The sequence below is a fragment of the Citrobacter sp. MGH106 genome (assembly GCF_001037495.1).
Lineage (GTDB): Bacteria > Pseudomonadota > Gammaproteobacteria > Enterobacterales > Enterobacteriaceae > Citrobacter > Citrobacter murliniae.
Genome location: NZ_KQ089822.1, coordinates 1,598,030 through 1,622,304 on the forward strand (window position 1 = coordinate 1,598,030; position 24,275 = coordinate 1,622,304).

Annotated in this window: 24 protein-coding genes; 10 read left to right on the top strand and 14 right to left on the bottom strand. The window is 47.4% G+C overall.

Annotation, left to right across the window (positions count from 1 at the left end):
- Nucleotides 1–75: 75 nt before the first annotated feature.
- Genes SK36_RS07530 through SK36_RS07540 form a run of 3 tightly spaced genes read right to left on the bottom strand, consistent with a single transcriptional unit; the run spans nucleotide 76 to nucleotide 1,901 of the window.
- The gene (locus tag SK36_RS07530) at nucleotides 76–882 is read right to left on the bottom strand and encodes a PhzF family phenazine biosynthesis protein (protein WP_045444388.1); all 807 of its coding nucleotides are present in this window, start codon (nucleotides 880–882) and stop codon (nucleotides 76–78) included.
- Nucleotides 872–1,525 carry a helix-turn-helix transcriptional regulator gene (locus tag SK36_RS07535; RefSeq protein ID WP_045444385.1) on the bottom strand — a complete coding sequence of 218 codons (654 nt, stop codon included), beginning with the start codon at nucleotides 1,523–1,525 and terminating at the stop codon, nucleotides 872–874. The genes SK36_RS07530 and SK36_RS07535 overlap by 11 nt, the downstream gene beginning before the upstream one ends.
- A 10-nt stretch (nucleotides 1,526–1,535) precedes the next feature.
- Nucleotides 1,536–1,901, bottom strand: coding sequence for a RidA family protein (locus tag SK36_RS07540; RefSeq protein ID WP_045444382.1), 366 nt, complete (start codon nucleotides 1,899–1,901; stop codon nucleotides 1,536–1,538).
- Between the two features lie 765 nt (nucleotides 1,902–2,666).
- On the opposite strand from SK36_RS07540, the gene SK36_RS07545 reads away from it, so the two are divergent.
- The 4 genes from SK36_RS07545 (at nucleotide 2,667) to SK36_RS07560 (ending at nucleotide 11,805) form a co-directional block, all read left to right on the top strand.
- A complete protein-coding gene (locus SK36_RS07545) occupies nucleotides 2,667–6,914 on the top strand; it encodes an autotransporter outer membrane beta-barrel domain-containing protein (protein ID WP_082138866.1) in 4,248 nt (1,415 codons plus the stop codon).
- Nucleotides 6,915–7,013: 99 nt separating this feature from the next.
- Nucleotides 7,014–8,468, top strand: coding sequence for an EAL domain-containing protein (locus tag SK36_RS07550; RefSeq protein WP_082138867.1), 1,455 nt, complete (start codon nucleotides 7,014–7,016; stop codon nucleotides 8,466–8,468).
- A gap of 781 nt (nucleotides 8,469–9,249) precedes the next feature.
- Nucleotides 9,250–10,020 carry a response regulator transcription factor gene (locus SK36_RS07555; RefSeq protein WP_048221214.1) on the top strand — a complete coding sequence of 257 codons (771 nt, stop codon included), beginning with the start codon at nucleotides 9,250–9,252 and terminating at the stop codon, nucleotides 10,018–10,020.
- 153 nt (nucleotides 10,021–10,173) lie between these two features.
- The gene (locus SK36_RS07560) at nucleotides 10,174–11,805 is read left to right on the top strand and encodes an SgrR family transcriptional regulator (RefSeq protein ID WP_167493954.1); all 1,632 of its coding nucleotides are present in this window, start codon (nucleotides 10,174–10,176) and stop codon (nucleotides 11,803–11,805) included.
- A gap of 120 nt (nucleotides 11,806–11,925) precedes the next feature.
- Here SK36_RS07560 and ompC read toward each other — a convergent pair whose 3' ends face one another.
- Nucleotides 11,926–13,092 carry a porin OmpC gene (ompC, locus tag SK36_RS07565; RefSeq protein WP_048221217.1) on the bottom strand — a complete coding sequence of 389 codons (1,167 nt, stop codon included), beginning with the start codon at nucleotides 13,090–13,092 and terminating at the stop codon, nucleotides 11,926–11,928.
- A gap of 425 nt (nucleotides 13,093–13,517) precedes the next feature.
- Here ompC and SK36_RS07570 point away from each other — a divergent pair, with 425 nt between their 5' ends.
- The 3 genes from SK36_RS07570 to SK36_RS07580 all read left to right on the top strand — a co-directional run bounded on the left by SK36_RS07570 (nucleotide 13,518) and on the right by SK36_RS07580 (nucleotide 16,165).
- Complete coding sequence (locus SK36_RS07570) at nucleotides 13,518–14,213, top strand: phosphohydrolase (protein ID WP_045444368.1); 696 nt, start codon at nucleotides 13,518–13,520, stop codon at nucleotides 14,211–14,213.
- 73 nt (nucleotides 14,214–14,286) lie between these two features.
- Nucleotides 14,287–15,717: a DNA cytosine methyltransferase gene (locus tag SK36_RS07575; protein WP_048221218.1), complete on the top strand. Its 1,431-nt coding sequence runs from the start codon at nucleotides 14,287–14,289 to the stop codon at nucleotides 15,715–15,717.
- The gene (locus SK36_RS07580; protein ID WP_048221219.1) at nucleotides 15,698–16,165 is read left to right on the top strand and encodes a very short patch repair endonuclease; all 468 of its coding nucleotides are present in this window, start codon (nucleotides 15,698–15,700) and stop codon (nucleotides 16,163–16,165) included. Before SK36_RS07575 ends, SK36_RS07580 begins: the two co-directional genes overlap by 20 nt.
- Here the strand turns inward: SK36_RS07580 and yedA are convergent.
- Complete coding sequence (yedA, locus tag SK36_RS07585; protein WP_048221220.1) at nucleotides 16,157–17,077, bottom strand: drug/metabolite exporter YedA; 921 nt, start codon at nucleotides 17,075–17,077, stop codon at nucleotides 16,157–16,159. The genes SK36_RS07580 and yedA overlap by 9 nt on opposite strands.
- 178 nt (nucleotides 17,078–17,255) lie before the next feature.
- Here yedA and SK36_RS07590 point away from each other — a divergent pair, with 178 nt between their 5' ends.
- Both SK36_RS07590 and SK36_RS07595 read left to right on the top strand, forming a co-directional pair.
- Nucleotides 17,256–18,167, top strand: a complete 912-nt coding sequence (locus SK36_RS07590) for a DUF808 domain-containing protein (protein ID WP_048221221.1) — start codon at nucleotides 17,256–17,258, stop codon at nucleotides 18,165–18,167.
- A gap of 77 nt (nucleotides 18,168–18,244) precedes the next feature.
- Entirely contained in the window at nucleotides 18,245–18,427 is a 183-nt protein-coding gene (locus SK36_RS07595) for a YodC family protein (RefSeq protein WP_045444360.1), read from the top strand.
- Between the two features lie 206 nt (nucleotides 18,428–18,633).
- Here SK36_RS07595 and yodD read toward each other — a convergent pair whose 3' ends face one another.
- Entirely contained in the window at nucleotides 18,634–18,861 is a 228-nt protein-coding gene (gene yodD, locus SK36_RS07600; RefSeq protein WP_045444359.1) for a YodD family peroxide/acid resistance protein, read from the bottom strand.
- Between the two features lie 163 nt (nucleotides 18,862–19,024).
- Here yodD and dsrB point away from each other — a divergent pair, with 163 nt between their 5' ends.
- On the top strand, nucleotides 19,025–19,213 hold the full coding sequence (gene dsrB / locus SK36_RS07605) for a protein DsrB (RefSeq protein WP_045444358.1): 189 nt from the start codon (nucleotides 19,025–19,027) through the stop codon (nucleotides 19,211–19,213).
- Between the two features lie 54 nt (nucleotides 19,214–19,267).
- Here dsrB and rcsA read toward each other — a convergent pair whose 3' ends face one another.
- The 8 genes from rcsA to fliL form a co-directional block, all read right to left on the bottom strand.
- Nucleotides 19,268–19,891, bottom strand: coding sequence for a transcriptional regulator RcsA (gene rcsA, locus SK36_RS07610; RefSeq protein ID WP_045444355.1), 624 nt, complete (start codon nucleotides 19,889–19,891; stop codon nucleotides 19,268–19,270).
- 278 nt (nucleotides 19,892–20,169) lie between these two features.
- Entirely contained in the window at nucleotides 20,170–20,964 is a 795-nt protein-coding gene (fliR, locus tag SK36_RS07615) for a flagellar biosynthetic protein FliR (RefSeq protein ID WP_045444352.1), read from the bottom strand.
- An 8-nt stretch (nucleotides 20,965–20,972) separates the two neighbouring features.
- Nucleotides 20,973–21,242 (bottom strand): flagellar biosynthesis protein FliQ, encoded by a 270-nt coding sequence (gene fliQ, locus SK36_RS07620; protein ID WP_045444349.1) that lies wholly within the window; start codon nucleotides 21,240–21,242, stop codon nucleotides 20,973–20,975.
- 9 nt (nucleotides 21,243–21,251) lie between these two features.
- Complete coding sequence (gene fliP, locus SK36_RS07625) at nucleotides 21,252–21,989, bottom strand: flagellar type III secretion system pore protein FliP (RefSeq protein WP_045444346.1); 738 nt, start codon at nucleotides 21,987–21,989, stop codon at nucleotides 21,252–21,254.
- Nucleotides 21,989–22,366, bottom strand: coding sequence for a flagellar biosynthetic protein FliO (gene fliO / locus SK36_RS07630; RefSeq protein WP_136345466.1), 378 nt, complete (start codon nucleotides 22,364–22,366; stop codon nucleotides 21,989–21,991). Before fliO ends, fliP begins: the two co-directional genes overlap by 1 nt.
- Nucleotides 22,366–22,779, bottom strand: a complete 414-nt coding sequence (gene fliN / locus SK36_RS07635; RefSeq protein ID WP_005127761.1) for a flagellar motor switch protein FliN — start codon at nucleotides 22,777–22,779, stop codon at nucleotides 22,366–22,368. The genes fliO and fliN overlap by 1 nt, the downstream gene beginning before the upstream one ends.
- The gene (gene fliM, locus SK36_RS07640; protein ID WP_045444342.1) at nucleotides 22,776–23,780 is read right to left on the bottom strand and encodes a flagellar motor switch protein FliM; all 1,005 of its coding nucleotides are present in this window, start codon (nucleotides 23,778–23,780) and stop codon (nucleotides 22,776–22,778) included. Before fliM ends, fliN begins: the two co-directional genes overlap by 4 nt.
- Before the next feature lie 4 nt (nucleotides 23,781–23,784).
- Nucleotides 23,785–24,252, bottom strand: coding sequence for a flagellar basal body-associated protein FliL (gene fliL, locus SK36_RS07645; RefSeq protein WP_045444339.1), 468 nt, complete (start codon nucleotides 24,250–24,252; stop codon nucleotides 23,785–23,787).
- Nucleotides 24,253–24,275: the final 23 nt, after the last annotated feature.

Here is a 24,275-nt window from a genome sequence, read left to right on the forward strand (position 1 = left end):
TGGAGGGGTAAAGTATGATTTTCTGAGCATGAGTAATGGTGAAAATATTCACCATTACAAATCAGGGCTGTAATATTACAACTGAAACATCCCTTCAATCATCAAGCGGGCGGCGCCGTATAATTCTACACGCTTATTATCGCCTACAACGCAACGCAATGTGCCCTTTCGTGCACCGCCTTGTTGCGCCGTCAATTCTGTTTTGCCTAACCGTGATGCCCAAAACGGGGCAAGAAAAGTATGTGCTGATCCGGTAACGGGATCTTCATTTACGCCAACTTGCGGTCCAAACCAGCGAGAGACAAAATCAAACTCTTCATCCCCGGCAGTGACAATGACGCCACGGGTATCAAATAAAGCCAATTTATTGAAGTCCGGCGCTAATTTATCAATGATTGCTTTATCGTCCACCAGGACAATCAGATCGTCTGATTGCCATACGCTAATCACACCGGTGGTGATACCGAGTGCTTCAAGTAACCCTGCAGGCGCTTCAACTTCTGTGGCAGACTTTGCCGGAAAGTCCATGCAATATTCATGACCTTGCTGAGTCACAGTCAGAATGCCACTGCGCGTATGGAAACGAATAGATTTGCCAGGATGATTTAGTTTATTGAACATTACCCATGATGTTGCCAGCGTTGCGTGACCGCATAAATCAACTTCTGTCGCCGGTGTAAACCAGCGGAGATGATATCCATCTTCAACAGGTACGAAAAACGCGGTTTCTGAGAGATTATTTTCTGCAGCGATCGATTGCAAAATATCATCATCCAGCCATGCCGTTAATGGGCATACAGCAGCGGGATTGCCTCCAAAGGGGAGCGACGTAAAAGCATCCACCTGGTAAAAGGGGAGGCTGGTTGTGATATTATTTATCATTGATTTTGTCCAGATAGTTATAGATTGTATATCGCGTTACGCCTAATGCTCTTGCTACATGGTTAACGCTGCCTTTAATTTTAAAAAATCCCATTGCATGTATTTCAGATACGACCCGCTTTCTAAAGTCTGTTTTGCTTTCTGAGCCTGTTGGTCGATATTGAGCAAGAACTTCGTCCAGTGACTTATCTTGAATATCTCTGGGGATACTGTCAGCGCTTTCTGTCTCGACAGGTGTTGGCAGAAGATAATCAAGCTCACGCTTTAACCGTACCACGGCCTCAATATCAACATTTATACAGAAGGCCACCAGAGGACTACCTGATTTGCTGTAGTAAATTGTTGATGCACTATTCAGCTTTGTTCCTGCGACCGTTGTTGTTGTATATCCACTGAATACACGGGTAGGGACGGGCTGTGAAGCATCGAGTAGCCCTAAAAAGCCGGCGTCATCATCCGGTCCCGATAGCAGCGCATCTCCAATTTTCCGACCACTTATATGCCCGTTGACAATACTGATAACTGATTTTTCCGGCTGTGTAAGATCGTGTAACACGGCTTCAGTATTTGAGGGGAGAGTTGTACGCAGAGCTTCCAGTGAAGCGCTCAGCACAGTTATTAAGTGATCACGTTCGTTTTTCATTATGGTCTCTTTACGAGGCGACTGCCTGTACCTCTATCTCAACATCCAATTCAAAGGCAAGGCGGCTGGTTGTTACTGTCCTTGCAGGGTAACCATTTGGGAACCACGTGCAATATGCTGCGTTAAACTCAGCAAAATATTTCATATCACTTAACCATACCTGTACTTTGACGACATTATCTTGCGAAATACCTGTACGTTTCAGCGTTTCAACAATGGTATGCATGATCCTCTGCGTTTGTTCAGTCACAGAGCCATACACGGGTTCACCCTCCTCTGTCATAGATACCTGACCTGAAAGAAATACCATGCCATTCCCTTGAACTGCATCGGAAAAAGGGAAGGGCTTACTGGTGGCATAGCGCTTAATACTCATACTTTAGTCTTACTCATCGGGGGGGGATATGCCATAACGTTACCACAGCTCCGCCCTGAATTAAACGAAATTGTATTTTTCAACAAATGTTTGTTTTTGTCGTAAAATCTTGTTTACAGATCACAGGAAACAAGCAACGTGTTGGTGTAAAAGTAAGCAAGTGAATAATTTTCTTGTATGATTATTTTCCAGGTGATAATTGGTTTATAGCGTTTTTAAGCAGATAAATCCTATTTTTAATTGCGTTGTTTTTTTCTATGTCATTGTTTCTAAATGGTAAATCTTGCGACCCTTAAATTCAACAAAAATATTGTTTTCAAATATTGTTGAATTTGATTTTGGGTGTCGATAAGATGCCTGTGCTCTGAGATATTTTTCCTGATTCAACCCAGGTGTGTCTGAAGGTGTTTTAGACTGATCTTTCACATCAAAGTAAAAGTGAAGATCGATTAATTCAGAAACGATAAAATTATCGTTGAATAATGACGGGCTGGATTTGACTTTGCTGGTTCAGGAAAGAGGAATGTCTTTACTATTATCTTAAAAATAGAGCCTAAAGAAACTTCAGTGTACGCATTAATCTTAAAATATATTTAATCATAATAATCAAATGCCTGATTAATGGTATCGCTTAGGTATTTTTTTGCCCAGGTTTGCTAGCCAGACTAATGGTTAGATCATCATTCATATGTGACGAAAATAGTGATCAATATAACTGATGGTCATTATCCGTTGCTGTATCTATTCTAATGTAAGGCTGTGTTTATGCAATTAAGCAAAGTGTTTATTGCTGTTATATCTGCGCTGTGTACTACAAGTGCAATGGCTAATGATATCAATAATAACCAGGAAGTTACAATTGATTCCGTATGGGATGAGACCTCAAACAACCCGAGTCGCATCAGGGTTGGGTATGAAACAGACGGTGCTCTGAATATTGTTCAAGGTGGTGACGTTTTAACTAAATACTTCCATATTGGCCAGGAAGATTCTACCGGTACAGTAAATGTCATTGATGGCGGGAAATTGACAGTTAGCGCAGAATCAATGAGTTATCCCTTTGATATTGGCGGGTCTATCGATGGTCAAAACCATAAAGGGACTGGCACTCTTAATGTTTCCGGGCAGGGAAGTCTCATCACCATATCCTCTACAAATGCTGCAGCTCTCCAGGTGGGGGCCGGGGACGGAAATGGGTTTATGAATATTTCTGATGGCGGAAAAGTTCGCCATCAATCCGGTGGTATATGGATCGGCGGCAGGGCATCTTCATCCGGAGAAACGTCAGGTGTTGTGAGTGTTGATGGTACAGACAGTGAATTATGGAGTGTGGGCAGTATTCATGTCGGAACATATGGCTCCGGAAGCCTCACCACGTCAAATGGCGGACATACCCATAGTGAAGCCACAATCTCGGTAGGCAATATGGATGAGACGAAAGCCTACGATAATCTGATGAGCGTAAAGGGTGCTGATTCAATAATATCATCGAATGATAAAATGACTGTTGGACTTCAGGGTAAGGGGACGGCGGTTGCTTCCGATAGTGGCATACTCAGTGCTCCAGAGATTGTTATCGCGCAAGATTCCGGGTCCAGCGGTGAACTGGCAGTAGGTGCCAGAGCGGGTGCTGATGCGGCGGTTGCCGGCATTATTGATACTAAGAAAATTATTTTTGGTGTTGGTGATGGTGTATTAACACTTAATCATACCAACACGGATTTTGTCCTTGATGCGGATATAAGCGGTACAGGTTCAGTAAATGCTGAGAGTGGGGTTTCTACCTTGTCCGGTGATAACTCCGCTTTTCGGGGGCGTTTTAATATTTCCTCTCCTGCCACACTGGTTATTTCAGAACAACAAAATATCGGCACAAATGAAATTACCATGACCGGAGGCTTACTGGAGATTGACGCAGCTCACGACTGGCAGTTTATTAACACGCTTACTGGGCAGGGCGTACTTCAGATTAATGCAGCGGGAAATACATTTGATTTTAACTCCTCCGAAGTGACTGAGAATTTCAACGGCACGCTGGCGCTTAAAGACACATTATTTTCTCTGGCAGGTACGAATACCGCTGCGCTGAAAAATATGTTGCTGAGTTTAGGTGAAGGAAGTGTGGTCAGTGTTGGGAATGGTCAACAGGTTATTGACGAGCTTGCGTTTGATGGTGGGAAGCTGGTGTTCGGAGATGTTATCCCAGGTCAGACAGAAAGCACGGAAACAGTTCATACCACCGGAGATCTGGATGTTTCAGGAAAGGGAACGATACAGGTAACCACGGGGGGAATGATAAATAACGATACTCCCACACCGAATACCCATATTACTCTTCTGGAGCAGGATGATGGAAACAGCCTGATTCAACTCGTTTCCAGTGATGGGGACACTATCGGCAGCGCAGGAAATTTGATACTGACGGACCAGAACGGAAAGGTTATCAGTGATGCCGTCGAATCCTCTATCAGTCAGAACGGCGAGGTTGTAGCTGAAGGGACCTATGATTACCGTCTTACCAGCGGTGAGAATAATGACGGGTTGTATATCAGTTACGGGCTGACGCAGGTGGAACTTCTTGCGTCTGGCGATAATGCGCTGGCCCTGGGTGCGAATGGTAATAGCGGAAATGCGGCAGACCTCAGTGCCCGTGTAACGGGTAATGGCGATCTGGCAATTGACAGTCAGAAAGGGCAGACCGTTTCGTTGTCTAATACTGATAATGATTACACCGGGGTCACCGATGTTCGTGGTGGTAATTTGCTGATGCAAAACGACAACGTTCTTGGGCAAACGAGTGAACTTCGTCTGGCAGCAGAAACCGGTTTTGATATGAATGGTCACAGCCAGACAATTGATCAACTGTCTGCTGTGGCGGATTCGTTGCTGAATATCAACGGCGGAAGCCTGACGCTGCAACATGGTGGTTCTGTTGACGGTACGCTGGCTGGCAGCGGCGAGCTGAAGATTATCGGCGACACGTTGACGGTAACCGGTGAAAACAGTGCGCTGACGGCTAAAACAACCATCGCAGAAGATGCAAGTGTGTTGATGAATAATACCCTTGGGCTGGGGGTGGGAAATATCGTCGCAGCGGGCACGCTGTCTCTGAGCAAATCCGTAGGCACGCTATATAACAATATCAGTGACGCTGGGTTGGTAGAACTGAGCGGCAGCGATGTGGTGCTGGCAGGGAATAACAGTGATTTCTCCGGGCAGTTCACCATTGATGCGGACTCCCGGCTTACGGCTTCGACGGCGGAAAACCTGGGCGATGCGCAAGTCAGTAATGTCGGTTCACTGGTACTTAACAGTGAGAGCACATGGCAACTCGACAACGAGATTTACGGTCAGGGAAGCGTAACCAAAACAGGCGCCGGGACCATTACCGTAGGTGATAACGCGGCCTGGACCGGCCAGACTGTTATCGAACAAGGTAGACTGGAACTGGGACAGGCAGACTCTCCGGTGGTACTTGCCAGTACGCAGGTCACTATTCATGACGGGGCGGTGCTCTCCGGCTCTGGTGGAGTAGCAGGCAACATCGATAACGACGGTATGTTACTGGTCGGGTCGGTGGTGAGCGACAACCCTCAGCTGTTTACTGTAGGTGGTGATTTGTCGAACAGCGGTGACCTTGTTACTGGTATTCATGGTCAACTGGCGGGTAATCAACTGGTCGTTAAGGGGAACTACACCGGTAACGATGGCCATCTGTCATTAAATACGGCGTTGGGTGACGACAGTTCCGTTACGGATAAGCTGGTGATTAATGGCGATACGAGCGGCAAAACGTCTGTCAGTGTGACGAATACGGGTGGCAAAGGGGCTGCGACTGTCGACGGAATAGAGGTGATTCACGTTGATGGACAGTCAAACGGTGAATTTACCCAGGCGGGACGTATCGTCGCGGGTGCCTACGATTATACCCTGGGGCGTGGTCTGGATGAGAACAGCGGCAACTGGTACCTCACCAGCGGTAAAACCAATCCGGATCCCGATCCGAAACCCAATCCAGATACCGAGAAGGACCTGCGTCCGGAAGGTAGTAGCTACACCGCAAACCTGGCAGCAGCGAACAATATGTTCGTCACGCGACTTCACGATCGCCAGGGTGAGATCCGGTACACGGATGCACTTACCGGGGAGCAGAAAATTACCAGTATGTGGATGCGCCATGTCGGAGGACACAATAGCTGGCGTGATGGCAGCGGGCAGTTGAAAACCCAGAGCAATCGCTATGTGCTGCAGCTGGGGGGAGATATTGCTCAGTGGAGTCAGAACGAGGTTGATCGCTGGCATCTTGGCGTGATGGCGGGCTATGGCAATGAACACAACAACACCCGGTCTTCACGAACCGGATACGATGCTAAGGGATCGGTGAATGGCTATAGTGCCGGCGTATATGCGACATGGTATGCCAATGATGAGTCACACAACGGCGCGTATCTGGACAGTTGGGTACAGTACAACTGGTTCAATAACCATGTGAAGGGCGATGACCTGCAGGGCGAATCGTATAAATCCAGCGGAGTAACGGCCTCACTGGAAACGGGCTACACCCAGAAACTGGGTGTGTTCAATGGTAGCAAAGGGACACTGAACGAATGGTATGTACAGCCTCAGGCGCAGGCTGTGTGGATGGGAGTGGACGCTGACGATCATCTTGAAAGCAACGGGACGCGAGTCAGCAGCAACGGCAGCAGTAACTTACAGACGCGTCTGGGCATGAAAACCTGGATTAACAGCCATCATCAGATGGATAACGGCAAATCGCGAGAATTCCAGCCTTTTGCTGAGATTAACTGGATCCACAATAGCCGAGATTTTAGTGCAACGATGGATGGCGTGAATGTACGTCAGAATGGTGCGAAAAACATCGGTGAAGTTAAGGTTGGTGTGGAAGGTCAGGTAACTTCCCATCTGAATCTGTGGGGTAACGTTGGCGTTCAGGTTGGCGATAAAGGCTATAACGACAGCGCCGCAATGGTCGGTGTGAAATGGAATTTCTGATGCCGTTGGATTGATGCAGCATGTAAGACTTTCGCCTGAATTTCTTAACTATACCGGAAGCACCCCGGTGGGTGCTTTGTCCGATAATACGAGTTAATTATGTCTATAACCAAGAAAGCTGCGCCCACAGTGATGGTGTTGATTTTTCTTCTGACCGGAATGCTGGCCTCATGGCTGCAATGGAATAAAGAGGAAGAACTCATCAGGGAACACGCAGTAGGTAATCTGGTAGAAGAAATTAATCGTGTTTTTAATGGCGCACGGACACTGGCAGCACTTGCCAGTACACATATCCACGAAGCCTGTACGGACGAATTGTTGCGAACACTGAACCGTCTGACGGCATCAGAAGACAGCATCCGCTCACTCAATATTATCGAAAACGGCGAATGGACTTGCTCATCTCTTGAAGGCAGGGAATCGCTGGGAATTCATTCGTCAGGTACAACCACTCACTCTTTGATGATTGAGTTGGTTCATCGTCAAAAGACGGATATGTATATGGTTTATTTCCCTGCTGCGGGGCAAGTGGTTGCGGTTGCGGTCTATAAGGCAGTCATCGATAATATTTTACAAAAATTTTCCCATGATAAAAAAATAGATGCGTTGTTCTTACTGCACCCCGATAGCAAATCTATGACCCGGGTGGCTTCACATAATTATCCTTTCTGGATTGTGGATAAATCCAATCGACAGGTCGGTGATTATTTACAAGATAATCGCTATATCATTATTTTATTTTTGATTCTGTTGATAAAATCATGTGTTCACCTGCGTCATATACAGCGATTGTCATCGATTGAAACGCTTGCACGGGCGATCGATAACGACGAATTTATTCCATATTATCAACCTGTCGTAGAACTCATGTCCGGAAAAATTGTAGGAGCTGAAGTTCTTGCCCGATGGAACCATCCGGAGCGGGGGATTGTTCCACCTAATGAGTTTATTCATGATGCGGAAAAAAATGGGCTGATTAATGCAATGACGCTCAGTTTACTGGAGCGGGTAGAAGTGGATATGCAACAAATAGGTAATCGCAGAGAGACATCGTTTCATATCGGTATTAACATCCCGCCTGAATCCCTGGAGTGCAATAAATTTACAGACGCCTGTATTCGATTTATTCAACGCATGAGTCTGATTGATATCGGTGTGATGCTGGAAATCACTGAAAGGCAGCTGAATCTAATCCAGGAAAATGTACTTAACCGATTGAAAGACGCAGGTGCATCGCTGGCTCTGGATGATTTTGGTACTGGTTATTCAAACCATGCGGCGTTGCAGAGAATTTCTCCTCAATATCTGAAAATAGATAAGATGTTTATTGATTCACTGGGCAGAGGAGGCGTTGAAGAGTCCATCGTCAGCAACATTGTTCATCTCTCTCAACTGGTACAGATTCCTTTGGTTGCTGAAGGTATTGAAAATAAAAAACAACAGGAGAAACTCCAGCAGATGGGGGTTGCTCTTGGGCAAGGGTATCTATTTAGCAAGCCCGTTCCCTTTAATGTTTTTTACGCCAGGTTTGATAATTCCGTGCACAAAAAATAAGAGCACCTGTTATAGATTTGCGCTGGAAATTTTTAGGTCTCAATTACTGGTAAAGTGAATTTTTATTATTTGTTGTGGCTGCATGGTTTTGTTTTGGTTGCTATTATGTTGCATGTTGTTTTTTATTGGGTGCGTTTTTGTGCTTGTATAGAGTTTTACACTGCTTTAATGGGATTAGTTTGATTACGAACGAATTAAATTGTGTTTTTTTTGTTTGCGCGGAGTGTTTAACTGCAAAAATAACTTTTACGGCCGTCGCATTATTTTATAGTAACTTATTATTAGGTATAATATTTTTTAGGTTCTCTATCTGACTGGCGGTTGTGATTATTTGAATTGAAATTATTTTTTGTAAATTGCAAGAGGAAATCACTAATAATTTGATTCGTTTTTTTAAGTGGATGATTTTCAAATTCGTCCGTTATGATGTTTTAGTGTTCTTTTCCAGCTTGTGAAGCATCACACTGGTAACGTTGATGTATATTTATCTGTATGTCCTGGGGGCTTGGTTTTTTTATGTCGCTGGGTGTTGCCAAAAATACAACATGAGTCATTTTTTCTGTTAGTGATTTAGAATCCGCATTTATACACAATATATATCACAGAGGGGAGATTCATTTGGCTGCTATTAACAGCTAGCTAAATATATCGTAAAAAATATGAGTGATTAACGATCGTATATTTCAGTCATTATTACGAATTGATGTCGTCTTCGGTTATTGCCAAATATTTAACCGGGCGATAAACCAAAGCTTCACAAGTGAGCAGCAGGAATACATGAATGAAATTTAAATCTTCAACATTACTGGTAGCATTTAATGATGATAACCAGATTTACAGCCAGGGAATGTTGTCTTTACTGGAAGATATTTTTACCCATGGAATGGGGATTTCATTGTCCCGAATGACTGGGGCGCCTGGCAATTCCTCCATCCGTGTTGCGGATATCTATGTTGATCATTGTGCTGCAGGTGTGCAGGCAATGTGTCGCCCTGAATACAGATTACGTAAGCAGTGCAGCCTGCTGATTGTCATCAGCTCGGCACGCGGAGAGATTTCGCAGAACACAATTCTTCCGTGTCAGCATAACTGTGTGTTTCTGCACAGAACAGATACTCTTGCGGAAATTCGGCGTCAGATAATACTGGCCTGGCATCGCCGGTTTCAGACGAAAGAGGTTAGTTGTCATGCCTGTCGTCCGTTGCTATTAACTAAATCTGAGGAACGAGTTATCGACTATTTAAGCCAGGGAACGTCGTTATCAGAGTTGGTGGACAGGCTGGCTCTAAGTCCGAAGACGGTAAGTTCACAGAAACACAGTCTCATGCGCAAATTTAGCTTGAGCAACAATGTCGAGCTGATGGATTTTATTCTGTGGTGGAAGCGTTATGAGCCAACTCGCAGGCTTAAGGCAACAGTTTCACCTGCAACAGCTATCGCCAGTACTCTGCCTAAAATGGGCATGAATAACCGTCAGTGCATCACGCCTTTTTTTACAGCAAAATCTGACAGGGACGAAAAACCACGCATACGACTGAAAGTGACTGAATAAACCCTGCGAGAATAAGTGGTGTTATACCTCTATTTAAGTTTTTTTGGGGGCATAACACTGATTGTTTTTCTATGCTCTATTAACTGAAAATATTCTGCACCACTCGCGGTATCAGGAAAGGTTGTAAAAATAAAGGAATGGATGATGTCAGTAATGAATCGGGATAGAAAATACACCCCCAAGACATCCCGTCTGGAATCTCACTATCAACGATTAGTTGCTCGCTGGCAGACGACTGCCGCGGCGGTGACGCTACAGGAAATTGCTGAAGAACTGGGATGCTGCCGTCGCTATACTCGGGTGTTACTCCAGTCGATGATGGCACGTCAGTGGCTATCTTGGACCGGACAGCGTGGCCAGGGAGCCAGGGGGCGTTTACACTGCCGTGTGAAAGATGTCTCTATGCAGGAAAAAGAGAAAATTTTCCTCGAAGTGAGCGCGACGTTAGATTCAGAATATGAAAGTTCTCCCCCAGAGGATGTTAGCAGTAACCGTGTGTGTATTCGTTTCTACCGTCCAATTGATGCCATTGTGCCCTCTGACCATACCGGGAGGGTTGAACGCCATCTGTTGAATATGGTTCATGCCGGACTGACTTCCATCAACGATCAAGGTGTTGCAGTGCCGGACGTGGCGATGGCTGCAAAAAAAAGCCAGAATTTACAGACCTGGCGATTTCCTTTACGACAAGGTCTGACCTGGCACAATGGGGAGCCTGTTCATGCCGACCAGTTGTTACAGTCGTTGCAGATTCACCTTGCTCGTCCTGCATTTTCTCATGTGACTTCCGTCGAGCTGGAAAAAGACCGCGGTATAGATACCCTGATTTTGTCACTGTCCCGACCTGATGCGATGCTGGCATACCGATTGGCCGATCCGGTACACCGGCTTGCTCACCCGCAGTCGGGGGAAACGGGGTTAGGGCCTTTCGCGATCCGGGTGCATAACGATCATCAATTGCAGCTTGAGGCATCTTATTGTTATCACGGTACGAAACCGCGGATACAGACCATCGAGTACAGTATTGAGGCCCGTTTGCCTGGCAGGCAGTGGACCGCAGTGGTCCTGCTACACCCGGATGAGGAGCCGGAGGGAGCGACGTTTCAGTATCTCCCGAAAGATGATGCTGGTTTTGTCTACCTTGCATTTAATAATCGCAGTGGGAGTCTGAACCCATCGCAGCAACGTTTTATTCAGGCACTGGCTGGCGTTGCTCTGAGATCGCTTATTGGGCGTGAGAATGTATCACCTGTCAGTGAGCAATGGTCAGTACCTGCATTGTCTGAGAATGCGGAAGTCGTTTTGCTGCCGCCAGCGGTGACGCTCGGCTACTTTTGGGCGCCTGAGACGGAAGCATTGATGAAAAATCTTCAGCGTCAGATGCGTTACTGGGGATGTAAACTGACGATACGCCCCATTGATGCCAATTTGTGGTTCCTGCCTGAAAAATGGGATGACTGCGATATAGGTGTGTCGGATCTGCGCTTTCAAACCCCATGGTGGTTCGCACCAGAAACTCGCTTCTGTCATTCGGTTATGATCCGGCAATTCACGCCACCGACATTTTATAGCAGGCTTAGTCAGCTCCTGATTCGCCTTGGACGGGATGAAGCACGCTATCCTGAGCGTATACGCAGGATAATGCGCTTACTGATCAGGACTGGCTGCGTGTCTCCGCTATTCACCCTGAAGTTTGAAGTGCGGGCAAGCAAGGGGATCTGCGACGTAACTGTATTTCCCCAGGGATGGCCAGATTTTAATCGAATTTGGGTGGACGTTAACTGAGTACTTTCGGCGAGGAAATACCTGATACTTCCTCGCAATTTAAAAACGTCATTCAGGACGGGTCAGCATAAATAAAATAGCCCGCTTTATATAAAGCGGGCTTGCGTATTAATGAGCAGATTAGAACTGATAGACTAAACCAACTGCAACGATGTCGTCAGTCGCGATCCCGTTATCGGCGTAGAACTGATCGTCTTCATCCAGCAGGTTGATTTTATAATCAACGTAGGTGGACATATTTTTGTTGAAGTAGTAAGTCGCACCGACGTCGACATATTTCACCAGATCTTTGTCGGTGTACTGAGCGATACCTCGGTTATTATAAACGCCCTGACCACCTAAGTCCTTACCTTTAGACAACAGGTAGGAAACGGAAGGGCGCAGACCAAAGTCAAACTGATACTGGGCTGTGATTTCAAAGTTCTGCGTTTTATTCGCGATACCGTCACTGTTGCCATATGAGGTCATATTGCGAGTTTCAGCATACATTGCCGCCAGGTAAACATCATTCGCATCGTATTTAGTACCAACAGTCCATGCGTCAGCTGTATCGCCGCCCGCAGTAATGCTGGATTTGTCATTGCGGTTGCTTTTTGCAACCTGATCATTTGTACGATCTGAACTGGAATAGGCAGCACCCATGCTTAAACCGAAGTCAAAGTCATAAGAGGTGGACATGCCATAACCATCGCCATTTTGTTTAGCCAGTTTACGACTATTGCCATTACCAGAACCTTCCTGATTTGCGCTGTGCCCTTCATTATTACCCTGATATTGCAGCGCAAAGTTCAGACCATCAACCTGACCAAAGAAGCCATTGTTACGGTAGGTTGCAACGCCGTTGGTACGCCCTGTCATGTAAACATCGGTCTGGGCGTAGGTATCACCACCAAACTCTGGCAGCATATCGGTCCACGCTTCAACGTCGTAGACTACACCGTAATTACGACCATAGTCGAAGGTACCATTCTGACCGAAGCCTAAACCGGCAAAGGCCAGACGAGTCCAGGAATCACCGTGATCGCTTTCGGGGCCGTTGGCCTGAATGTGGTATTCCCACTGACCGTAGCCCGTCATCATATCGTTGATCTGGGTTTCACCTTTAAAGCCAAGACGCGCATAGGTCTGATCACCGTCACTGCCTGCATCATTAGAAAAATAACGCAGACCATCAACTTTGCCGTACACGTCGAGTTTATTGCCATTCTTATTATAGATTTCAGCAGCATTTGCTGCGCCGGCAGCTAATAACGCAGGAAGAAGTAATGCCAAAACTTTTCTTTTCATTATATATTTCCTTTAATAATAATTGATAAGAATATGTAGCTCTATCCAGTAACTACATTTAGATACTATTCTATTAAGTTCGATTGATTTAAAAGATAACATGTAACAAATATATTTTAAATATTTCAATATGTTTCCATTTGGTTTTTTGATAATTATTTAATATGTGCCTTATTGTTTTATTAAATATTTAAATGTATGTTTTCATGATGTTATGGGTATATTTTAATCATGGTGATTTTATATATTATGTGCGTAAGGAATGATTTCTTTAATCGCATATTGTTGCCATGTCATATTGTAAACTTGGTTGTATTCATTCTTTGATGCTATGTAGTAATTACTTCTTATAAAGAACACAACTGTATGTGGTCTGTGATGACTTTTATTGTTAAGGTAGTTTTCTTTCTGCTGAGAGCGTTAACGTGGATTTACAATACTGGCAGTCGCAGTTTGAAGCGTGGTTACGCAAAAATCACTTGGGACAAGATGCTGCGCATGACATTTTTCATTTTCGACGCGTGTGGATGACGTCGCAAAAGCTGGGTAATGGTGCAGAGATTGACTGGTTGGTGGTTCTGACAGCCTGCTATTTCCATGATCTTGTCAGCTTGTCGAAAAACCATCCTGACCGTCATCGTTCGTCAGTGTTGGCCGCACAGGAGACGCGCCGTGTGTTGGTTCAAGATTTTCCTGATTTTCCTGAAGACCATTTACCAGCGGTGAGTCACGCCATTGAAGCGCACAGCTTTAGCGCAAAAATCACGCCTGAGACTATTGAAGCTAAAATTGTCCAGGATGCTGACAGACTTGAAGCTTTAGGGGCCATCGGTTTAGCACGTGTGTTTGCTGTTTCGGGCGCATTGGGCGTAGCATTGTTTGACGCGGAAGATCCTTTTGCCCGACACCGGACTCCAGACGATAAGCAATATGCGCTTGACCATTTTCAGACCAAATTGCTGACGTTACCGATGACGATGCAAACTGAGCAAGGACGACATCTGGCACAACATAATGCTGACTTTTTGCTGACCTATATGGCGAAATTAAGCGCAGAGCTGAAAGGGGAATATGAAATGCTGGATCTCGCTGCTATTCAACCCTTTACATCAAATCAGTAGACATAACAGTCAAAACGTCAACACCTCTATTTTATGTTAACCTGTCGACCATCCATTTCGGCCGGTTAAACGTATGCAGGAAAAATTTTCAGTAGCAGGCACCATGAACCTGATGACAGATGATACCGGGACCGCCGCGCAGGCGATTTTGGTGAAGTTACTTGAGATCTACGACGTAAAAACGCTGGTCGCTCATCTTAATGGGATTGGCGAGAATCACTGGAGCCCGGCAATCTTTAAGCGCGTAGTTGCGAATGAGACATGGCATCGCCTTAGCGATAATGAACTTGCTCATCTGAAGACTTTGCTTCCCACGCCGCCCGCGCATCATCCACATTATGCTTTTCGTTTTATCGATCTTTTTGCCGGAATTGGTGGCATTCGCCGAGGTTTTGAAGCAATAGGCGGACAGTGTGTTTTTACCAGCGAGTGGAACAAGCATGCGGTACGAACTTACAAAGCGAACAACTATTGCGATCCAAATCAACATTACTTTAATGAAGATATTCGCGATATCACGCTCAGTCACCATGAAGGGGTGAGTGATCAACAGGCAGCAGAACATATTCGCCAGCATGTTCCTGAGCATGATGTGCTGCTGGCGGGTTTTCCTTGTCAGCCGTTCTCTCTGGCTGGCGTATCAAAGAAAAATGCGTTAGGTCGTGCTCACGGTTTTGCCTGCGATACACAAGGCACGCTATTTTTTGATGTCGTCCGAATTATTGATGCGCGACGTCCGGCTATATTTGTGCTCGAAAATGTCAAAAACTTGAAGAGCCATGACCAGGGAAAAACGTTTCGTATCATTATGCAGACGCTGGATGAACTGGGTTATGACGTAGCGGATGCGGCGGATAACGGACCGGATGATCCCAAAATCATCGATGGAAAACATTTTTTGCCCCAGCATCGCGAACGTATTGTGCTCGTTGGTTTTCGACGCTGTCTGAATTTGAAAACAGACTTTACGCTGCGCAATATTGTTACCCGCTACCCGCAGCGACGTCTTACACTGGCGGAACTACTTGAGCCGACGGTTGATGCGAAATATGTACTGACGCCAGTGCTGTGGAAATATCTCTATCGTTATGCGAAAAAGCATCAGGCGCGCGGAAATGGATTTGGTTACGGCATGGTGTATCCCGACAACCCGGATACCGTGACGCGCACACTATCTGCACGCTATTACAAAGACGGGGCGGAAATCCTGATTGATCGTGGCTGGGACATGGCGCTGGGGGAAAAAGATTTCGACGATCCCAAGAATCAGTTGCACCGTCCACGCAGACTAACGCCCAGAGAGTGCGCGCGTCTGATGGGATTTGAATCACCTCAGGGATATCAGTTCCGAATTCCGGTGTCAGATACCCAGGCCTATCGTCAGTTTGGTAACTCGGTGGTCGTCCCTGCATTCGCAGCGGTTGCCAGACTGCTGGAGCCAAAAATCAAACAGGCCGTTGTGATGCGGGAAAAAGAGAATCTGCATGGCAGACGTTCACGATAAAGCAACACGCAGTAAAAATATGCGGGCAATCGCCACCCGCGATACGGCTATTGAAAAAAGACTGGCCAGCGTGTTGACAGAGCAGGGTGTCACTTTTCGCGTTCAGGATGCTGCGTTACCGGGTCGCCCTGATTTTGTCGTGGATGACTATCAGTGCGTGATTTTCACCCATGGCTGTTTCTGGCATCACCACAACTGTTATTTGTTTAAGACGCCAGCCACCCGAACAGCCTTCTGGCTGGATAAAATAAGCAAGAATGTCGAGCGTGACGGACGGGATCGAGAAAAGCTACAGGCGCTTGGCTGGCGTGTACTGATTGTCTGGGAATGCGCGTTACGGGGACGAAAAAAACTCGCGGATGAGGCACTGTCGGAACGCGTTATTGAGTGGATCTGCGGCGGTGGCTCCACCGCGCAGATTGACACTCTTGGCATTCATTTACTGTAAGGACTTTTCCGATGGAGCCGCGACAACGTCGGCCCTGGCGGGAAAAAGGTATTTACCCAGTGTCACCAGTATTACCGCGAAAACTATCACGCCCAGAGCCAACCACTCGATGAGCGCCAGGCTTTCACCGCCCAGACCTGTTCCTAGCAACACAGCCACCACTGGATTGACGTAAGCGTAACTGGTCGCCAGGGCTGGGCTAACATTGCGGATAAGGTACATATAAGCGTTGATGGCGATGATAGAGCCAAACAGGGCCAGGTAAGCCACCGCCATAAAGCCGGAAAGTGATGGCATAGTGGTTAATTTTTCTCCGCTGAGAAGCGATGCGCACATTAGCACAATACCCGCAGCTAACATTTCAATCGCACCAGCCATCATGCCGACGGGTAAGGTTATGCGTGAGCCGTATACGGAGCCAAATGCCCAGCTCATCGAGCCGATTAGAATTAACACGGCCCCCCACGGATTGCCACTCAGATTTCCCCCGCTGTTGAGCATGATGATCCCTGCCAGTCCGATAGCAATCCCCACCCATTCCAGTTTGCGCGTTTTGATACCAAAAAAATAACTAAAGCAAAGAGTAAACAGTGGAACCGTGGCGACTACCACGGCAGCGATGCCGGAAGGGACATTTTGGTGTTCTGCGACGGTAACCAGACCATTACCCACTGCCAGCAGCAGAATACCGATCAGCGCGGCATTAAGGAGCGGGCGTAAAGGCGGCAGCTTATGACCGCGAATAAGTAAAAACGCAGTTAATAGAATTCCCGCAGAGAGAAAACGCACGCCAGCCATCATCAACGGCGGCCAGCTTTCAACACCGATACGGATAACGAAGTACGTGGAACCCCAAATGATATACAGCGCGAACAGCGCACTGAAAAGTGGTAACAATTGCCTGAAACGCATAATCCCTCACGGTGGAAATAAAAAGGTGCAACATAGTAAACGTCAAAACTATCTTGCTGGCGAGATTTATAATTGTCCGCTGTTGTTAAATAATTGTTGACCAGAAAGGCCGGTTTCAGCATTACGTGTTTTACTTCATACTTACGACTGCAAAAAAATAATATTGAGGGTAAAAATTTTGGCAGGAAGTAGCTTACTCACTTTACTTGATGATATCGCCACGCTTCTCGACGATATCTCCATGATGGGAAAACTGGCCGCGAAAAAAACAGCGGGAGTGTTGGGGGACGACCTGTCGCTCAATGCGCAGCAAGTGTCGGGGGTACGCGCTAACCGCGAGCTTCCGGTTGTATGGAGCGTGGCAAAAGGATCTTTCGTCAACAAAGTTATCCTCGTGCCGTTGGCGTTGTTGATCAGTGCTTTCATACCCTGGGCTATCACGCCGTTACTTATGATTGGCGGGGCGTTTCTCTGCTTCGAAGGAGTGGAGAAAGTCCTTCATACTCTGGAAGCCCGCAAGCACCAGGAAACCCCTGTGGAACGTCAGCAACGTCTTGCCACCCTTGCGGCGCAGGATCCACTGACCTTTGAGAAAGATAAAATCAAAGGGGCCGTGCGTACCGACTTTATTTTATCTGCTGAGATTGTCGCGATTACTTTAGGTATTGTGGCGGATGCACCTTTGCTGAATCAGGTGCTGGTACTTTCTGGTATCGCCTTAGCGGTGACTATTGGCGTGTACGGCCTGGTTGGCATTATCGTCAAGCTTGATGACATCGGATACTGGCTGGTAGAAAAGACCAGTACCCTCGCGCAGTTGACAGGTAAAGGGTTGCTGGTAGTCGCGCCCTGGCTTATGAAAACGTTGTCCGTAGTCGGTACTCTGGCGATGTTTCTGGTGGGGGGCGGAATTGTGGTGCACGGCATTGCGCCGTTACATCATGCGATTGAACATTTTTCGCAGCAGCAAAGCGTATTTATCGCGCTGATGCTTCCGACCCTGCTTAACCTCGTCCTCGGTTTCATCATTGGCGGTATCGTGGTGCTGTTGGTGAAAATGGTGGCAAAATTGCGCGGTGTTTCGCACTAAATGTCCAGTGGCTGATTATGCAAAACTGCTCTTTGTCGTCTAAGGTGAAAAGGTTTCTCTTGATACAGGGGGCAGGTATGGTCTTTTCTGTCAGTGAGGAAGTTACCGCGAAAGAGGGCGGCCCACGTATGATCGTTACCGGGTATGCCAGCGGTATGGTGGAGTGTCGCTGGTACGACGGCTTTGGCGTCAAGCGGGAGGCGTTCCGCGAAGATGAACTGGTGTCCGGTGAACGAAGACCGCTTAGCCAGGAAATCTGAATATATCGCTCAAACGTAACCCGGTGATATCTCAATCATTAGTTATATTTATCATTTTAGTGAGAATTATTTACTTGTCAGACAAAAAAATTGCAGATAAGGTTGCCAACACATCAGATTTCCTGGTGTAACGAATTTTCAAGTGCTTCTTGCATAAGCAAGCTTGATCCCGACCCGATAAGGGCCGGGATTTTTTTCGCCCATAGTCAGCGATTGATCTCAGACACGCTGAAATCATGGATATCAAGCTCGAACGCTTCAGCCAGTTCATGCCATGTGTGGTAATCACGACCGTCAACGCTAACGCGTTCCGGGTCATCGTGGCTTCGGTGAATTTCGCTCTCGCAGATTTCGTTGATTGCCTTCAGCAAAGCGTCCACATCGACGCCGACTTCGCGTTTGGCCGTATCGCTGTACTCTTTCGCGGTTTTCATCCTCATACCTCTCAACCGTTACGGATATCGGGCGCGCGCCGCAAAACCTCTGATGCACGCTACTTAAGTATAGACCGTCGAGAAAACCCGCAATCACACGCGCCAGGCGCTGCCAGAAAAAGGAATTTGTTCTACACTGGCACAAAGCCACAGGAGGAAAACTATGAAGGTGAATGATCGGGTTACAGTCAAAACGGACGGCGGACCTCGTCGACCGGGCGTGGTACTGGCAATCGAAGAGTTTAGTGAAGGCACAATGTACCTGGTTTCGCTGGAAGACTACCCGCTCGGTATCTGGTTCTTTAATGAGTCAGGACATCAGGATGGTATCTTTGTGGAAAAACTGGAGTGATGTAAGTCTTTCGGGTTTATTCTGACTGGTGGAATATCCACCAGTCAGAACGTTTTACCGCATATTCACAAAGATCCCGTTGGTGACGTTATCGGTGAGTCGAACGACGTGATAGATAACCTGCTTATTATGCGTCTTAATCTTCCTTTTTATATTCCCCTTATGGGATGACACCGTCTTTGCCTTGATATTCATTTGATCGGAAATCTGAATTGTTCCCTGACCCGCCATCCACATACGTAGCATACTGGATTCGGTGCGACTTAATGATAATGTCGGCAGTTTTACATCAACGACAATATCGACTTCCTTTTTCAGAATATCGCCAAGAAGTTCATCCAGTGAATCGGGCTTAATCGATTTAGAACTAATCAATAAATTTTTTCTTACTAAGAGATACTCATCAAAATGTACGTTGGCAATTGCCATAAACACAATAAATAATGTACTGGGATGTTGATTAATGATTTGCTTTATTTGCTGACTGTTATCTGGATCGTGGATGAAACAGTCCTCATTAATAAACACCACAGCAGGGTGCAGTGATTCGCAGGCGATGCGGAGTTCGTCAACGGTTGAAATATCGTTGATTTCCCTTTTCCTCACCCCCCGACTTACCAGATACCCGGTCAACCCTAACCGGGTGTAACTGCATAGATCCATAATAATCGTTGACATGGCATACCCTCACTCAATGCGTAACGATAATTCCCCTTACCTGATTATTGCATCACAACTAAACGGAATAATAACTACCCAAGATGACGCTTTCGCTGTTTTTCAGGCGAAATTACTATCCCGTAAAGTTGAGTATAATTTGCCAGGAAACATCTTAAAGTAAAGTAAATGTTGCGATATGTGAGTGAGGCTAAAACAAATAAACCGCGACAGATATATCCTGGTGGATGTTGTTGGTTTATAAATTTAGGACAATCCTTAGTAAAACAGGATAAAAGTTATGGACTATTATTTACAGGCATTTCGCTGACGATATCGGCCAACAAATTAAAAATTTCACTGAATAATCGCTCACAAAACGGTGCAATTAATGGCATCAGGGCGGCCATTAATGAAATACCCACGGTCAGGGTCAGCGGAAAGCCAATCACAAATACCGACAACTGTGGCGCCATACGATTTAGTAATCCGAGTGCGAGGTTGAGGGTAAGCAACAAGGTCATTACCGGCAAGGCAAGCATCAGTCCGTTGAGGAAGATTAAGCTGCCTGCGCGGGCGAGGGCGAGAAACGCATTACTGTTAACCGGATTGCCCCCTATGGGCAGGGTATGAAAGGTATCCACCAGCAGTGAGATCAGCCATAAGTGACCGTTAAAGGTCAAAAACAGCAACATTGCGAGCATATCCATCAGTCTTGCCAGCACAGGCATATTCAGACGACTTCCTGGGTCGAAGAAGGTGGCGAAGGAAAGGCCCATTTGCAGGCCGATTAATTCACCGGCTGTACGAACCGCGGCAAATGCAAACTGCATAGTGAATCCTAACGCGATACCGATCAGGATTTGCTGCATCGCCAGCCATAACGCCCCGGCGGAAAAAATGGGGACGTCAATCGAGGGAAGTGACGGGGCGATAACAATGGTTATCATCAGTCCCAACCCCAGTTTCACCCGTTTGGGTATCGCACGCTCACTGAGAATTGGTGCTGTAGAAATGAGCGCCAGCACGCGCAGCAGTGGCCAGAAGTAAAGATTCAGCCAGTGGAGCCACTCAACGCTGGTCACCTGCAGCATAGTGTTGTCTACCCGATGATATAGGGGATATTGCCGAACAACGTACGTACGTAGTCGAGCAACAGGTTAAGCATCCACGGGCCGGCAACGATGATGGCAATAAAGACGGCGACGATTTTGGGAATGAAGGACAGCGTCATTTCGTTAATCTGGGTTGCTGCTTGCAGAATACTGATGATAAGCCCCGTGACGAGAGCCACCAGCAGCAAAGGTGCGGCGAGGGCAAGGGCAACTTTCATTGCCTCTGTGCCCATCATCATGACCGATTCAGGAGTCATTTCGCGCCTCTAACTGTAAAAGCTTTGTGCAAGCGAGCCGACAAGCAACTGCCAGCCATCAACCAGCACAAACAACATCAGCTTAAATGGCAGCGCAATGGTGGCAGGTGGCACCATCATCATCCCGAGCGCCATCAGTACGCTGGCGATAACCAGATCGATGATCAGGAAGGGAATGAAAATAGTAAAACCTATCTGAAATGCTGTTTTCAGTTCACTGGTGACGTAAGCGGGAAGCAAAATACGCATGGAAACCGCTTCCGGTCCCTGTAACGGTCCGCTGTTTGCCAGGCGCGCAAATAACGCCAGGTCAGCTTCACGGGTCTGGCGTAGCATAAATTCACGCAACGGCTGAGCACCTTTCTCCATTGCTTCCTGCATGGAGATCTTCTCTTCGCTGAACGGTTGATACGCGTCAACGTAGATTTTGTCGATCACCGGAGACATGATGAAAAAAGTCAGAAACAGCGCCAGTCCGAGCAGAACCTGGTTGGGTGGGGCGGATGGTGTTCCCAGCGCGTTACGCAACAGACCGAATACGATGATGATGCGGGTGAAGCTGGTCATCATCAGTAAAATAGCGGGCAGGAACGTCAGGGAGGTGATAAACACCAGCGTTTGTACAGGCAAAGACCAGCTCTGACCTCCGCCGGGCAACGGTTGGCTGACAAGGCCAGGAAGCTGGGCGAAGGCGGCAGGGCTGATCAGCCACAAGCCTACCAGCGTGAGGGAAAACAAACGGCGCATCAGGATCTCCCGGGACGCTTGAGCAAACTCTTCATCATGGCCTGGAAATCCGCAGGGGAGGCCGGTTTTTCTTCTGCAATAATGGGCGCAGGGGGGAGGGTGTGCAGTACGTTTATCTGTGATGCAGTGACGCCCAGCACCAGGCGCGCATCCTCGACCTCAACAATGACCACGCGCTCGCGCGGACCTAATGAAGTACTGGCCGAGACTTTTAGCCCTCGCGTACCGGTCCCTTTCGGTGCAAATCCCAGACGTTTAATGACCCAGGCTGCCGCCAGGATCAACACGATGATCCCGAGCAGCGCGCCACTTACCTGTACCAACGGAGATCCGGATACAGCGGCTGGCTGAGAAACAGTGGCCTGGGTATTCATCATTAACGACTCAGACGGCGCATACGTTCAGACGGCGTAATAATATCGGTGATACGTACACCGTATTTATCCGCGACAACGACGACTTCGCCCTGGGCAATTAGATAACCGTTGATCAGAATATCCAGCGGTTCCCCCGCCAGGCCGTCCAGTGCAACGACGGAACCCTGCGTCAGACGCAGCAGCTCTTTAATGGTCATGCGCGTGCGCCCCAGTTCGACGGTCAGTTTGACCGGAATATCCATGATCAGATCGATATCCTGCAGAGCACCGCTGACGTCGCCACCGCCTAGCTGCTGAAATACTGCATCGGCCGCACTTTTAGTTGTGGTTGTTTTTTGCTCGTTTAACGCGTCAGCCCACAGATCGTCCAATGCGCCAGTGTTCTCATCGGACGGATTATTCATATCACTCATTTGGGCTGTTCCTCATTCAGCGAATTCAAAATCGGGTTTATCAAATGTTCTACGCGTAACGCATACTGACCGTTTACGGTGCCATATTGGCTGGTCAGCACAGGCACGCCGTCCACATGAGCAATAATGCGGTCGGGTTTTTCAATCGGCAGTACATCGCCGGGTTTCAGCTTTAAAATCTGGGATAGCCGCAGCGGAATGTCGGCAAAGTTTGCCACCAGCTCCAGCTCAGAATGCTGAACCTGACGCACCAGATTATTGCGCCAGTTCTGATCTTCATTACGCGAGTTTTCCAGCGGCGGGTTAACCAGTAGTTCGCGTAAAGGTTCAATCATGCTGAATGGCAGACAGATGTTAAATTCACCGGTCAGGTTGCCAATCTCAACATGGAAGGGCGTATTCACGACGATGTCATTGGGTGATGTGGTGATATTGGTAAACTTCACCTGCATCTCGGAACGAACGTACTCCACTTCCAACGGGTTGATCGCTTTCCATGCGTCGCTGTAGCTTTCCAGCGCCAGCTTCAGCATGCGATTGATCACGCGCTGTTCAGTATGGGTAAACTCGCGCCCTTCCACTTTTGTCGGGAAACGGCCATCACCGCCGAACAGGTTATCGACGGCGATAAACACCAGACTTGGCGAGAACACCACCAGACCCGTACCGCGTAGTGGTTTCAGGTGGATTAAGTTCAGGTTGGTCGGAACCGGTAAGTTACGCGCAAACTCGTGATATGGCTGGATACGGATCGCACCCACGGTAATATCCGGGCTACGGCGTAGCAGGTTAAATAACCCCATCCGGAACTGGCGCGCAAAACGTTCGTTAATAATCTCCAGCGCTTGCAAACGCTCACGTACTACGCGGCGTTGCGTATTGGGATCATACGGACGAATATTGCTTTCGTTTGCAATACCGGAAATGGGTTCGTCTTTAGTTTCGCTATCGCCGTTAAGCAATGCGTCAATTTCAGCCTGAGAAAGAATACTGTCGCCCATGTCTTTACCGCAGAATAAAAGCTGTATAAAGAACGTCGGTGACAACCTGTTTTGGTTGCCCGACAACGAGCGGAGTCGCGAGTGTCTCTTTGATGGCGGCAATCAGTTGTTGCTTGCCTTCCTCAGTAGAGAGCGTGGCGGCATTTTGACGAGAAAACAGCAGCAGTAAACGGCTGCGTACTTCTGGTAGATATTCGTTAAGACGCGCGCGCGTAGCTTCGTCTTTCATGCGTAGCGTAACGCCGATATACAATACGCGATCCGCATCGCCCAGATTGACGGTAAACGTATCCAGTGCAAAAAAGACCGGGGCCGGCGGTGGGGCTGGTTCCGCTTTGACGCTGGCGGACGGCTGCTGCTGCATGCGCCAGTAGCTATATCCCGCAGTTGCGCAGGCGGCGAGGGTAATTAACACCAGCAGAGGGATCCAAATAGCGCGTTTACTCTTTTTGTTAATCGCGGAGTCAGTCATCAGATACGGGCTTCCTGTTTCGG

Excerpts from the sequence above, each read along its gene's own strand:
- SK36_RS07575 (WP_048221218.1), top strand. The coding sequence starts at position 14,287 with ATGCAGGAAAAATTTTCAGTAGCAGGCACCATGAACCTGATGACAGAT.
- SK36_RS07545 (WP_082138866.1), top strand. The coding sequence starts at position 2,667 with ATGCAATTAAGCAAAGTGTTTATTGCTGTTATATCTGCGCTGTGTACT.
- fliM (WP_045444342.1), bottom strand. The coding sequence starts at position 23,780 with ATGGGCGACAGTATTCTTTCTCAGGCTGAAATTGACGCATTGCTTAAC.
- fliN (WP_005127761.1), bottom strand. The coding sequence starts at position 22,779 with ATGAGTGATATGAATAATCCGTCCGATGAGAACACTGGCGCATTGGAC.
- SK36_RS07580 (WP_048221219.1), top strand. The coding sequence starts at position 15,698 with ATGGCAGACGTTCACGATAAAGCAACACGCAGTAAAAATATGCGGGCA.
- SK36_RS07530 (WP_045444388.1), bottom strand. The coding sequence starts at position 882 with ATGATAAATAATATCACAACCAGCCTCCCCTTTTACCAGGTGGATGCT.
- dsrB (WP_045444358.1), top strand. The coding sequence starts at position 19,025 with ATGAAGGTGAATGATCGGGTTACAGTCAAAACGGACGGCGGACCTCGT.
- fliQ (WP_045444349.1), bottom strand. The coding sequence starts at position 21,242 with ATGACTCCTGAATCGGTCATGATGATGGGCACAGAGGCAATGAAAGTT.
- ompC (WP_048221217.1), bottom strand. The coding sequence starts at position 13,092 with ATGAAAAGAAAAGTTTTGGCATTACTTCTTCCTGCGTTATTAGCTGCC.
- SK36_RS07555 (WP_048221214.1), top strand. The coding sequence starts at position 9,250 with ATGAAATTTAAATCTTCAACATTACTGGTAGCATTTAATGATGATAAC.
- fliO (WP_136345466.1), bottom strand. The coding sequence starts at position 22,366 with ATGATGAATACCCAGGCCACTGTTTCTCAGCCAGCCGCTGTATCCGGA.
- SK36_RS07560 (WP_167493954.1), top strand. The coding sequence starts at position 10,174 with ATGAATCGGGATAGAAAATACACCCCCAAGACATCCCGTCTGGAATCT.
- SK36_RS07540 (WP_045444382.1), bottom strand. The coding sequence starts at position 1,901 with ATGAGTATTAAGCGCTATGCCACCAGTAAGCCCTTCCCTTTTTCCGAT.
- fliL (WP_045444339.1), bottom strand. The coding sequence starts at position 24,252 with ATGACTGACTCCGCGATTAACAAAAAGAGTAAACGCGCTATTTGGATC.
- SK36_RS07550 (WP_082138867.1), top strand. The coding sequence starts at position 7,014 with ATGTCTATAACCAAGAAAGCTGCGCCCACAGTGATGGTGTTGATTTTT.
- fliP (WP_045444346.1), bottom strand. The coding sequence starts at position 21,989 with ATGCGCCGTTTGTTTTCCCTCACGCTGGTAGGCTTGTGGCTGATCAGC.
- SK36_RS07535 (WP_045444385.1), bottom strand. The coding sequence starts at position 1,525 with ATGAAAAACGAACGTGATCACTTAATAACTGTGCTGAGCGCTTCACTG.
- yodD (WP_045444359.1), bottom strand. The coding sequence starts at position 18,861 with ATGAAAACCGCGAAAGAGTACAGCGATACGGCCAAACGCGAAGTCGGC.
- yedA (WP_048221220.1), bottom strand. The coding sequence starts at position 17,077 with ATGCGTTTCAGGCAATTGTTACCACTTTTCAGTGCGCTGTTCGCGCTG.
- fliR (WP_045444352.1), bottom strand. The coding sequence starts at position 20,964 with ATGCTGCAGGTGACCAGCGTTGAGTGGCTCCACTGGCTGAATCTTTAC.
- rcsA (WP_045444355.1), bottom strand. The coding sequence starts at position 19,891 with ATGTCAACGATTATTATGGATCTATGCAGTTACACCCGGTTAGGGTTG.
- SK36_RS07595 (WP_045444360.1), top strand. The coding sequence starts at position 18,245 with ATGGTCTTTTCTGTCAGTGAGGAAGTTACCGCGAAAGAGGGCGGCCCA.